This window comes from Pseudomonas parasichuanensis, assembly GCF_021601385.1.
Classification (GTDB): Bacteria; Pseudomonadota; Gammaproteobacteria; order Pseudomonadales; family Pseudomonadaceae; genus Aquipseudomonas; species Aquipseudomonas parasichuanensis.
Genome location: NZ_BQHO01000062.1, coordinates 1 through 12,154, shown reverse-complemented (window position 1 = coordinate 12,154; position 12,154 = coordinate 1). Strand labels below are relative to the sequence as shown.

Here is a 12,154-nt window from a genome sequence, read left to right as displayed (position 1 = left end):
GTTTCGCCTGGCGTCGGCGTTGGCGTTGGGTCGGGGTCAGGCGTAGGTGTAGACACAGGCGCAGGGGGCGCGACCAGGGTCGAGCGCAGGTACCAGCTGTTCTCGCTGCCTGCGGTGACGCCACCCTTGAACAGCCGGTAGTCGTAGGCGCCCGCCGACAGGGTCTGGGTCTGGATGAAGGCGTTGGCATTGCTGGTGGCGCCGTCCCGCGCCTCGACTACCTGGATGCCATCGCTCTGGGTGGTCGCGCCGGCACCGCCGAGGTTGTTGATCAGCAGGCCGGTCGAGCCACGGATGCTCCCCTGGCTGATCACCAGCCGGTCGGAGGCGGCGCCGTCCGGTCCAAGCACGCTATTGAGGCGCAACACCCCGTTGTCGCCGTTGTAGTCGCCGCTCACCCGCAGCCGCCCCGCAGCGTCGTTGCCTGTACTCAGGTCGAGGGTGCCAGCGTTGTTCAGCAGCACGCGCTGGCCGCTGGCGAAGGCCGCAACCGTGCCCTGGCGCGAGGCCAGGGTGCTGTCGGGGCCAATCAGCAGTGTGCCGGTGGCAGTGGCGGCATCGCCGAGCAGCAAGGTGTCGTCGAGCTGCAAACGGCTGCCGCCCGCAAGCTCGATACGCTCCCAGTTGAGGTAGCGGGCGCCACCTGTGGCCTGGCTGCCAGAGAAGGTCAAGCTGTCGTTGCCGCCGCCACCGTCCAGCGGGATGTCCAGGGCGTCGCTGGCCAACCCCTGGAGCAGCGCCGTGTCGTTGCCCGGCCCCATGTCTACCCGCGTGCCAATGCGCCCACCGGTCCAGGTGAAGCGGTCGTCGTCGGTGCTCATCAAGATGCTGCCGCCCACCTGGCCACCGTGGATCAGCACCTGGTCATTGCCACCGCTGACGCTGATATTGCCGCCCACACTGCCGCCGAACACTTCGACGTAGTCGTCGTCGAAGCCGGTGATGAGGTTACGGTCGATACTGCCGCCGCGCAGGATGAAGACATTCTTGTCCAAACGCATGTTGACGCTGCCGATGCGCCCGCCGTCCATCTGGGCCTGGTCACCGCTGTCGAACGTGCCTTTGATCCAGCCGCCGGTCATGCGCAAGGTGTCCAGGCCATCGCCTTGATTGAGGTCGCCGCCAATGACCCCGCCGCTCATGCTGAAGGTGTCGATGCCGGCCCCTTGGTTGACGTCGCCGCCGATTGTCCCCGAGGCCATGTCGATCCTGTCCTGGCCTGCGCCGAAGGTGACGTTGCCGGTGATCGTGCCGGTGCCGCCGGCGGGCAGCAGCAGGCTGTTGTTGCCGCTGGTATCGACCAAGGACGTGGCACTGCCACTGTCGCAGAGGTAACTGTCGTTGCCTGCCCCGGAGCTGAAACTGCAGGCTGCCTGGGCATCGGCAAGCATCAGCAGGGGCAAGGGCAGCAGTGCCAGTAACAGACGCATGTGCATCGCCAGGGCCTCCGTTGTGCACAGAGCCCGCCGAGGTGCGGGATTACCCGCGATGTACAGCGTTCAGCAAGAGGGGCGCAACTGGCAAAACTGTCAGGTGGCCAAGGGCCATTGCCTGGTCAGTCGCGGTAGAAGGTCTGCACCAGGTGGTAGCCGAACTTGCTCTTGATCGGCCCGTGCACCACCCGCAAGGGCTTCTTGAAGATCACCTGGTCGATGGCGCCGACCAGTTGCCCGGGGCGAACTTCGCCGAGGTCGCCGCCACGCTTGCCGGAGGGGCAGGTGGAGAACTTCTTCGCCAGCACGTCGAAGGCTTCACCATTGGCGATGCGCTGCTTGAGCTTCTCGGCTTCATCAGCGGTCTTGACCAGGATATGGCGGGCTTGGGCTTTCATGGGGATACCTGTACTTCGGGGCGAAAAAGGCCGCCATTATGCCTGATCGCGCAGCTCTGCGCGGTCGCGGAACTGCTCCAGTGCCTCGGGGTTGGCCAAGGCATCGGTGTTGCTGACTGGCAGGCCGTGCACCACATTGCGGATCGCCAGCTCCACCAGCTTGCCGCTGAGGGTGCGCGGGATGTCGGTCACCTGGGCGATCACCGCTGGGACGTGGCGCGGGCTGGTGTACTGGCGGATAACCGCGCGGATGCGCTGGCGCAACGCGTCATCCAGCTGCAGGCCTTCGCGCAGGCGCACGAACAGCACCACGCGCACATCGTTGTGCCAGTCCTGGCCGATGGCCACGCTTTCCAGCACTTGCTCGATCTTTTCCACTTGCCGGTAGATCTCCGCGGTACCAATGCGCACGCCGCCGGGGTTGAGCACGGCATCCGAACGGCCATGGATCACCAGGCCGCCGCCGGCACGCTGCTCGGCGTAGTCGCCCTGGCACCAGGCCCCGTCGAACTGGCTGAAATAGGCATCGTGGTAACGGCTGCCATCGTCGTCGCCCCAGAAACCCAGGGGCATCGACGGGAACGCCTGGGTACACACCAGCTCGCCTTTCTGGTCGATCACCGGCTGCCTTTTCTCGTTCCACACCTGCACCGCCATGCCCAGGCCCGGGCCTGCGATCAAGCCACGGCGCACCGGTAGCAGTGGGTTGCCGAGCACGAAGCAGGAGACGATATCGGTGCCGCCGGACATCGAGGCCAGACACACATCGGCCTTGAGCTTGGCATAGACGAAATCGTAACTGTGTGGCGACAGCGCGGAACCTGTAGACAACAGGAGCCTCAAGCTATCAAGGCGGTGGCTTTTCATCGGCTCGACACCCCCCTGTTCCAGGGCTGCGAGGTACTTGGGGCTGGTGCCGAAGGCGTGGATGCCTTCGCTGTCGATCAGGTCGAGCAGCCGCTCCGGGCCCGGGTGCAAGGGCGAGCCGTCGTACAGCACCAGGGTGGCGCCAACGGCCAGGCCCGAGACCAGCCAGTTCCACATCATCCAGCCACAGGTGGTGTAGTAGAACAGCACATCGTCGGCCTTCAGGTCGTTGTGCAGGCCGTGTTCCTTGAGGTGTTGCAGCAGAACGCCGCCAGCCCGGTGGACAATGCACTTGGGCACCCCGGTCGTGCCGCTGGAATAGAGGATGTACAGCGGATGATCGAAGGGCAGGGCGACGAAAGTCGGGCTGCCGCCGGGCTGGAAGAAATCGTCCCACAGCGCGACCTGTGGCCCGCCGAATTCCTCGCGGCGGGTTTGCTCGCGGGTGTAGGGCACCACCAGCAGGTGTTGCAACTGCGGCAGCTGGGCGACGACCTGGTTGATTTTGTCGACCTGGTCCACGGTTTTGCCGGCGTAGACATAGCCCGCGCAGGCAATCAGCAGTTTCGGTGCGATCTGCCCGAAGCGGTCGATGATACCGTGGGTGCCGAACTCCGGAGAGCAGCTGGACCACACCGCCCCCAGGCTGCTGGCGGCGAGCATCGCCACCAGGGTTTCCCAGCTATTGGGCATCACCGCGCCTATGCGGTCGCCGGGCTGGATGCCGGCCTGCCGGAAGGCGTGCTGCAGGCCGGCCACCTGGGCGGCCAGCTGGTTGTGGGTCAGGCTGTGGCGGCTGCCGTCCTCGCGCACGGCGACCACGGCGGGGCGGTCATCGCGGCGTTGCAACAGGTGCTCGGCGAAATTGAGGGTGGCACCGGCGAACCAGCGGGCATCGCGCAGGTGCGGGCCCTCGATCAACACTTGGCTTGCCGGCGTGTGCCATTGCACATGGAAGTATTCACTGAGGGTCTGCCAGAACGCGGCACGGTGCTCGATGCTCCAGCAGTGCAGGGCGGCGTAATCGTCGAGCTGCAGGTTGAAGCGCAGGTTGACCCGGCGGCGGAAGGCTTCCATCCGGCTGGCTTCGAGCTGTGAGGTGGAGGGGCGCCAGAGTATTTCGTTCATGCCGGACCCTCTGCAGATGATCGGTGGCCTCATCGTCGGCAACCCCGGGTGCGGGGTCGCCGACGATACGGTTACTCCACTTTAGCCGTTTGTACGTCCGGCGAAGCCGACCATACCCGGTAGCGCACCTCGACACCCTTGGGCACGTACACCACCACCGGCAGCTTGCTGTTGTAGCGCAGCATGAAGCCGTCACCGACTACCGGTACGAAGGCGTCGGTTTTCGTGTTGTCCGGGCAGGCCATCAGGGTGCTGGCCGGGCCGCCGACCTTGTCCAGGCGGTAGTAGCTGTAGCCCCAGCCTTGCAGGGTGTGCTCTTCGAGTTTGCCGCCAAGGCGCTGGTGGTTGCAGTCCACCTTCAGTGTCTTGCCGGCGATCACTTCCAGCTGGAAGGCCGATTCATCGGCCTGGGCCGGCAGGTGGATCACCTGCCGGGTGAAGCCTTTTTCCGCCTCGGGGTAGGGCGCGACATCCTTCAGGCTGGCGGCCATCGCCGGGGCGGCGGCAGCCAGGGTGAGGGACAGAAACGCAGTAAGTTGGGCTTGGCGCATAAGGCCTCCTTGCAGATAAACGAATGCAAGGCCGTGCCAGGCTCAACGCCCGCCCTCACTGGGCGAGCCAGCCACCATCGACGTTCCAGGCGGCACCGCGAACCTGGCTGCCGGCCTCGCTGCAGAGGAACAATACCAGCTCACCGAGGTGACGGGGTGTGACGAAGGCCAGCGAAGGCTGTTTCTCGGCCAACAGATCATGCTGCGCCTGCAGTGGATCGCCGCCGTTGGCGGCACGATCATCGATTTGTTTCTGCACCAGCGGGGTCAGCACCCAGCCGGGGCAGATGGCATTGCAGGTAACGTTGCTGGTGGCGGTTTCCAGGCCGATCACCTTGGTCAGCCCGACCACGCCGTGCTTGGCCGCCACATAGGCCGCCTTGCCGGTGGAGCCCACCAGGCCGTGCACCGAGGCGATGTTGATGATCCGCCCCCAGCCCCGCGCGCGCATGCCCGGTAGTACCAGGCGGCTGCCATGGAATACCGCCGAGAGGTTGAGCGCGATGATCTTGTCCCAGGCCTCGACCGGGAACTGCTCGACCGGCGCCACATGCTGGATGCCGGCGTTGTTGACCAGGATGTCGAGTGCGCCGAACTCGCGTTCAGCCATGGCGAACATCTGCTCGATCTGCGCCACATCGGACAGGTCGGCCGGGTGGTGTACAACCTTCACCCCGTGCCGAGCGATCGCGGCGCTGGCCGCGCCCGGGTCGCCAAAACCATTGAGCAGGATATTCGCGCCAGCCTCTGCCAACACCTGGGCGATGCCCAGCCCGATACCGCTGGTGGAGCCGGTGACCAGTGCGGTCTTGCCATTGAGCGTCATGCAGTTCTCCTTAGACGATGCCGGTGGCGTAGAACGTGGCGATGACCACGAACACGGCCAGGGTCTTGATCAGGGTAATACCGAAAATGTCCTTGTACGCTTCGCGGTGGGTCAGCCCAGTGACCGCCAGCAGGGTGATCACCGCGCCGTTGTGCGGCAGGGTATCCATGCCGCCGCTGGCCATGGCGGCCACCCGGTGCAGCACTTCCAGCGGGATATTGGCGGCGTTGGCGGCGGCGATGAAGCTCTCGCTCATGGCCGCCAGGGCGATGCTCATGCCGCCCGAGGCAGAACCGGTGATGCCGGCCAGCAGGGTCACGGTGATGGCTTCGTTGACCAGCGGGTTGGGGATGCCACGCAGGGCGTCGGCCAGCACCAAAAAGCCCGGCAACGAGGCGATCACTGCGCCAAAACCATATTCCGAGGCGGTGTTCATGGCCGCCAGCAAGGCACCGCCAACGGCGCTTTTGGTGCCTTCGGCCAGGCGCTGGCGAATGGCACCGAAGGCGCACACCAGCACCATCAGGATGCCCACCAGCAAGGCCGCCTGCACGGCCCAGATCGCCGTGAGCTTGGCCACATCGCTTTGCACCGGCGCGGCCATGCCTGGTAATTGCAGGGTGTGGCTGGCGCCGTACCACTGCGGGATCCAGTGGGTGAACAGCAGGTTCATCACCCCTACCAGCAGCAACGGCGACAACGCCAGCCACGGGTTGGGCAGGGTGATGTCGTCGGCGGTCTCTGGTTCGTTGCGCAGGTTGCTGCCATAGCCTTCGCCCTTGCGCTGGGCCTTGTTGCGCTGGCGTTGCAGGTAGAGCATGCCGGCGCTGAACACGAACAGCGTGCCGATCAGGCCCAGCCAGGGGGCCGCCCAGGCGGTGGTGTTGAAGAAGGTGCTGGGGATGATGTTCTGGATCTGCGGGGTGCCGGGCAGCGCGTCCATGGTGAACGAGAACGCACCCAGGGCGATGGTTGCCGGAATCAGCCGCTTGGGGATGTTGCTCTGGCGGAACATCTCGGCGGCGAACGGGTACACCGCGAACACCACCACGAACAGCGACACGCCACCGTAGGTGAGCAGGGCGCACACCAGCACGATCACCAGCATCGCCTGGCGGGTACCGAGCAGGCGGATGGCAGCGGCGACGATCGAGCGGGAGAAGCCCGACAGCTCGATCAGCTTGCCGAACACCGCGCCCAGCAGGAACACCGGGAAATACAGCTTGATGAAGCCGACCATTTTCTCCATGAACACCCCGGTAAAGGCGGGCGCCACGGCGGCGGGGTCGGTGAGCAGCACGGCGCCAAGGGCGGCGATGGGGGCGAACAGGATGACGCTGTAGCCACGGTAGGCGGCCAGCATCAGCAGGGCCAGGGCAGCGAGGGCGATGAGCACGGTCATCGTGGGGGATCTCCAACTGTTGTTTTTATGGTTGGAAATGCAGATAGCGGGAATCGTGCCAATTACTTAACGCATTGATTTTTATGAATAAAATTTATTCGCTTGAGGTGCGTGTCTCTGTTCGGAGAATTTGGGGCCGCTGTGCGGCCCATCGCGGCACAAGGCCGCTCCTACAGAGGTGGTCATTGCTTGCCGCTGCCCCTGTAGGAGCGGCCTTGCGCCGCGAACGAGGGCAAAGCCCTCGCATCAGTCTCAAAAAGGAAACGCTACTCTCTTTACTGAGACATGATCCCCAGCGCCACCATCTTCTTATACAAGGTCGACCGCCCCAACCCCAACGCCTGCGCCGCCTCCGGCACATTCCCGGCGCTGCGCGCCAGGGCATCGACAATCAACCCTCGCTCGAACTGCGCGCACGCCTGGCGATAGTCCAGCGCCGGCGCGGCCGCTGCCACCGGGCTCAGCGGCCCCAAGGCGCTGATCAGGTCCGCCACATTCAACCGCGGCTGGTCCGCCAGCAAGGTTGCGCGCTCCAGCACGTTACGCAATTCACGAATGTTCCCCGGCCAGCCATGGCGCCCCAGCAGCGCCTGGGCCTCGGGCTCCAGCTCGTACTGGCTGCCCAGCTCGGCCAGGATCGCCTCGCACAGCGCCGGCAGGTCCTCCAGCCGCTCGCGCAGCGGCGGCACTTCGATCGGCAGCACGTTCAGCCGGTAGTACAGGTCCGCACGGAAGGCCCCACGGGCCATGGCCGCCTGCAGGTCGATGGAGGTGGCGGCGATGATGCGCACATCGCTGCGCAGCATCTGGTTGGAGCCCACTGGCTCGTATTCCTTCTCTTGCAGCACCCGCAGCAGCTTGCTTTGCAGCGCCAGGGGCATGTCGCCGATCTCGTCGAGGAACAGTGTGCCGCCCTCGGCCAGTTGCAGCTTGCCACTGCGGCCCTTGCGCTCGGCGCCGGTGAAGGCGCCGGGGGCGGTGCCGAAGAACTCGGCCTCCAGCAGGGTCTCGGGGATGGCCGCGCTGTTGATGCTGACGAACGCCTTGTGCGCCCGCGCCGAGGCGGCGTGGATGGCGTGGGCCAGCAGCTCCTTGCCGGTACCGGTTTCACCCAGCAGCAGCACCGGCGAGTCACTGGCCGCTCCCCGGCGCCCACGCCGCTTGGCTTCAAGGCATGCAGCGCTGCTGCCGACGAACTGGGCGAAGCTGTAGCGCGCCTGGCGCGCGCGCAGTTGCGAGCGGGTGCTGGCCAGCTCCTGCTGCATGCTCGAATAGCGCTTGAGCAAGGGTGACAGGCTGCGCAACTCGTCGAACAGGGCAAAGCCGATGGCGCCGATCAGGGCGCCCTGGTCGTCGTGGATCGGCAGGCGCATTACCACCAGCGGCTCGTTGGGGGTGTCGAGCATGTCCAGCAGGATCGGCTTGCCGTTGCTCACCACCTCGCGCATCAGGCTACCGGGTATGACTGCCTCGCAGGGCTGGCCAATGGCACTGGCGGCGTCAGCCAGGCCGAAGCGCCGGGCGTAACGCTCGTTCATCCAGACGATGCGCGCCTGGCGGTCGACGATCACCGTGCCTTCGCTGGACTGCTCGATGATCTCGAACAGCGAGCGGATGGCCAGTTGGCGGACCTGGGGATAGTCCTTGAGGTTGTCGTGCATGGAAGCTGTCCGTTGATTCATGATTCGCGCGAAAACTGCAGGAGCGTGCAGCTATTACCGCCGTGGATCGAACGCCTCACGCAGCGCATCGCCGATGAACACCAGCAACGACAGGATCAGCGCCAAGGCAAAGAACGCGGTAAAGCCCAGCCACGGCGCCTCCAGGTGCTGCTTGCCCTGGGTCACCAGTTCGCCCAGCGACGCGCTGCCCGCAGGCATGCCGAAGCCGAGGAAATCCAGCGCCGTAAGGGTAGTGATCGCCCCGGTGAGCATGAAGGGTACGTAGGTCAGCGTGGCGTTCATGGCGTTGGGCAGGATGTGCCGCAGCATCACTTGGCTGTCCGGCAGCCCCAGCGCACGGGCCGCCTTGACGTACTCCAGGTTGCGCCCGCGCAGGAATTCGGCGCGCACCACATCCACCAGTGCCAGCCACGAAAACAGCGCCATGATCCCCAGCAGCCACCAGAAATCCGGTTCGACGAAGCCCGACAGGATGATCAGCAGGTACAGCACCGGCAACCCCGACCACACCTCCAGCAAGCGCTGCCCGAGCAGGTCGACCCAGCCCCCGTGATAACCCTGCAAGGCGCCGGCGGTAACGCCGATCAGCACGCTGAGTACGGTCAGGGCAAAGGCGAACAGCAAAGATACCCGTGTGCCATACAGCACCCGGGCCAACACGTCACGGCCCTGGTCGTCGGTGCCCAGCCAGTTGACCGCACTGGGTGGGCTGGGTGTGGGCACCTGCAGGTCGTAGTTGGGAGTGTCGGCGCTGAACGGGATTGGCGCGAACAGCATCCAGCCGCCCTGACCTTCGATCAGTTGGCGCACATACTGGCTTCGGTAGTCGGGCTGGAACGGCAATTGGCCGCCGAACTGCTGCTCGGTGTAGCGCTTGAGCGCGGGGGTATACAGCTGGCCTTTGTACGACAGCAGCAAGGGCTTGTCGTTGGCCACCAGCTCCGCGCCAAGGCTGAGTACCAACAGGCCGGCGAACAGCCACAGCGAGACCCAGCCAAGGCGGTTGGCGCGAAAGCGCTTCAGGCGGCGGCGAGCGATGGGCGAGAGCATCAGCGGCCCCTCGCGTCGAAGTCGATGCGCGGGTCGAGCGCGGTGTAGCAGAGGTCGCCGATCAGGCGGATCAGCAGCCCGGCCAGGGTAAAGATGAACAGCGTGCCGAACACCACCGGGTAGTCCCGCGACACCGCCGCCTCGTAGCTCATGCGGCCCAGGCCATCGAGGGAGAAGATCACCTCGATCAGCAGGGAGCCGGCGAAGAACACCGTGATCAGCGCCTGGGGCAACCCGGCCACCACCAGCAGCATGGCGTTGCGCAGCACATGGCCGTACAGCACCCGGCGCTCGCTCAGGCCCTTGGCCCGGGCAGTGACCACGTACTGGCGGGAAACTTCGTCGAGGAAGGCGTTCTTGGTCAGCAGGGTCAAGGTGGCGAAACCGCCGATCACCAAGGCGCCGACCGGTAGCACCAAGTGCCAGAAGTAGTCGGCGACCTTGCCCAGCAGGCTGAGCTGGTCGAAGTCGTCCGACACCAGCCCGCGCACAGGGAACCAGTTGAGCGAGGTGCCGCCGGCGAACAGCACGATCAGCAGCAGGGCGAACAGGAACGAGGGCAGGGCATAGCCCACCACGATCAGCGCGCTGCTCCAGGCATCGAAGCGGCTGCCATGGCGCACCGCCTTGCGGATGCCCAGCGGGATGGACACCAGGTAGGTGATCAGCGTCGCCCAGAAGCCCAGTGACAAGGTCACCGGCAGTTTCTCCAGGATCAGGTCGGTGACCTTGGCGCCGCGGAAGAAGCTCTGGCCGAAGTCCAGTCGGGCGTACTGGCCGAGCATCAGCCACAGCCGCTCGGGGGCGGATTTGTCGAAGCCGTACTGGCGCTTGATCTCCTCGATCAGCTTGGGGTCCAGGCCACGGGTGGCGCGGGACTCGCCGTGCACCGCCTCGGCCCGTGCGCCGGGGGCGCCGCCGCCGATACCCTGCAAGCGCGCCACGGCCTGCTCCACCGGGCCGCCGGGGGCGGCCTGGACGATGGCAAAGTTGACCAGCAGGATCGCCAGCAAGGTGGGGATGATCAGCAGCAGGCGGCGCAGGATGTAGCTGGTCATGGCTGTTTCCCAAGCCGTTCGGCCATCTGTTCGGTGGTGAGTGCCGTCGGGCTGACCTCCCACCAGGTGTCCAGGCCTTCGTCATAGGTGGCCTGCACCTTGGGCAGGCCAAAGCGGTTCCACCACACCGTCGAGCTGCCCGGCGGATAGTAGTTGGGGATCCAGTAGTAGTTCCATTGCAGCACCCGGTCCAGGGCATGCGCATGGCGCAGCATGTCGGGCTGGCTGCTGGCGCGCACCAGCCCGTCGAGCAGGTGGTCCACCGCCGGGTCCTTGAGCACCATCAGGTTGTTCGAACCGGGGTCGTTGGCTGCGGCGGAGCCGAAGTAGTTGTACAGCTCGCTGCCCGGCGACAGGGTCACCGGGTAGCCGGTGACGACCATGTCGTAGTCGCGGGCCATCAGGCGGTTGACGTACTGGGCGGCGTCGACGTTGCGGATGTTCAGCTCGATGCCGATCTGCGCCAGGTTGCGCTTCCACGGCAGCAGCAGGCGCTCCATGCCCGACTGGCCGTTGAGGAAGGTGAAGCTCAACGGTTCGCCCTGGGCGTTGACCAGGCGATCGCCCTCTGGATGCCAGCCGGCGGCCTGGAGCAGGGCCAGGGCCTGCAACTGTTGCGGGCGGATGATCCCCGAGCCGTCGGTGACCGGGGCCCTGAACACCTGGCTGAACACGTCGTCGGGCACCTGGCCGCGCAGCGGTTCGAGTAGCTTGAGTTCGTCTGCGTCTGGCAGCGCGCTGGCTGCCAGTGGGGTGTTGGAGAACAGGCTCTGCTGGCGGATGTACAGGTTGCGCATCATCTGCCGGTTGCTCCACTCGAAGTCCCAGAGCATGCCCAGGGCCTGGCGCACGCGGCGGTCCTGGAACTGCGGCTTGGCCAGGTTGAACACGAAACCCTGGGCCACCTGCGGCTTGGCCGGGCCCAGGTGGGCGCGTTGCAGGCGGCCGTCGTCGAGCTGGGCGCCGTTGTAGCCGAGGGTAAAGGCGGTTGCGGAGAACTCGCGGTTGTAGTCGTAGCCGCCGCCCTTGAGCACCTGGCGCGCCACCTCGGTGTCGCCGAAGTACTCGATGCGCAGGCGCTGGAAGTTGTACAGGCCGCGGGCCACCGGCAGGTCTTTGGCCCACCAGTCCGGGTTGCGTTCGAAGGTGATGCTGCGGCCGTTGTCGATCCGGCTGATGCGATACGGGCCGCTGCCCACGGGCTTGTCGAAGCCGGCGCCGTTGGCAAAGTCACGTTGCTGCCAGTCGTGCTCGGGCAGTACCGGCAGGCTGGCCAGGTCCAGCGCCAGGGTGCGGCCGTGCGGCTGCTTGAAGTCGAAGCGGATCTGTCGCGGGCCTTCGACAGTCACCCCGGCCACTTCGGCATAGCGCGTGCGGTAAGTGAGGCTGCCCTTGCTCATCAGCAGCTGGTAGGTGAAGCGCACATCCTCGGCGCGCACCGGCTTGCCGTCGGCGAAGGTGGCGCGCGGGTCGAGGTACAGGCGCAGCCAGGCGTCGTCGGGGCCGCGCTCCAGGCGCTGGGCGATCAGGCCATAGACCGTGTAGGGCTCGTCGAAAGCGCGAATGGCCAGCGGCGCGTATAGCCAGCCTTCGACCTGGCTCACGCCAATGCCCTTGTCGATGAACGGCAGGATGTGGTCGAACTGGCCGATCTCCAGGGCCGAACGGCGCAGGCTGCCGCCTTTGGGCGCGTCCGGGTTGACGTAGGCGAAGTGCTGGAAGCTGGCGGGGTAGCGGGGGGCTTCACCGTAGACGGTGA

At 65.8% G+C, this 12,154-nt stretch carries 9 protein-coding genes and 1 pseudogene; all 10 read right to left on the bottom strand.

Translation table 11 applies throughout. The features are described 5' to 3' along the window. Positions 1 to 1,430, bottom strand: a pseudogene (locus L6D77_RS26655) (autotransporter outer membrane beta-barrel domain-containing protein); the annotation flags it as partial. Positions 1,431 to 1,555: 125 nt separating this feature from the next. Continuing rightward, entirely contained in the window at positions 1,556 to 1,831 is a 276-nt protein-coding gene (locus tag L6D77_RS26650; RefSeq protein ID WP_008095636.1) for a peptidylprolyl isomerase, read from the bottom strand. A 36-nt stretch (positions 1,832 to 1,867) separates the two neighbouring features. Continuing rightward, on the bottom strand, positions 1,868 to 3,826 hold the full coding sequence (locus L6D77_RS26645) for an acetoacetate--CoA ligase (RefSeq protein ID WP_232884707.1): 1,959 nt from the start codon (positions 3,824 to 3,826) through the stop codon (positions 1,868 to 1,870). Between the two features lie 71 nt (positions 3,827 to 3,897). Continuing rightward, a complete protein-coding gene (eco, locus tag L6D77_RS26640; RefSeq protein ID WP_232884706.1) occupies positions 3,898 to 4,377 on the bottom strand; it encodes a serine protease inhibitor ecotin in 480 nt (159 codons plus the stop codon). A gap of 55 nt (positions 4,378 to 4,432) precedes the next feature. Then, a complete protein-coding gene (gene hbdH / locus L6D77_RS26635) occupies positions 4,433 to 5,203 on the bottom strand; it encodes a 3-hydroxybutyrate dehydrogenase (protein ID WP_232884705.1) in 771 nt (256 codons plus the stop codon). A gap of 10 nt (positions 5,204 to 5,213) precedes the next feature. After that, positions 5,214 to 6,605: a GntP family permease gene (locus L6D77_RS26630; protein WP_232884704.1), complete on the bottom strand. Its 1,392-nt coding sequence runs from the start codon at positions 6,603 to 6,605 to the stop codon at positions 5,214 to 5,216. 275 nt (positions 6,606 to 6,880) lie between these two features. After that, complete coding sequence (locus tag L6D77_RS26625; protein ID WP_232884703.1) at positions 6,881 to 8,266, bottom strand: sigma-54 interaction domain-containing protein; 1,386 nt, start codon at positions 8,264 to 8,266, stop codon at positions 6,881 to 6,883. Positions 8,267 to 8,320: 54 nt separating this feature from the next. Then, on the bottom strand, positions 8,321 to 9,337 hold the full coding sequence (locus L6D77_RS26620; RefSeq protein WP_232884702.1) for an ABC transporter permease: 1,017 nt from the start codon (positions 9,335 to 9,337) through the stop codon (positions 8,321 to 8,323). After that, positions 9,337 to 10,395, bottom strand: a complete 1,059-nt coding sequence (locus L6D77_RS26615) for a microcin C ABC transporter permease YejB (protein WP_232884701.1) — start codon at positions 10,393 to 10,395, stop codon at positions 9,337 to 9,339. The genes L6D77_RS26620 and L6D77_RS26615 overlap by 1 nt, the downstream gene beginning before the upstream one ends. Further along, positions 10,392 to 12,154, bottom strand: a 1,763-nt coding sequence (locus L6D77_RS26610; RefSeq protein ID WP_236170216.1) for an extracellular solute-binding protein, incomplete at its 5' end; no start/stop codon positions are given. The genes L6D77_RS26610 and L6D77_RS26615, both read right to left, overlap by 4 nt.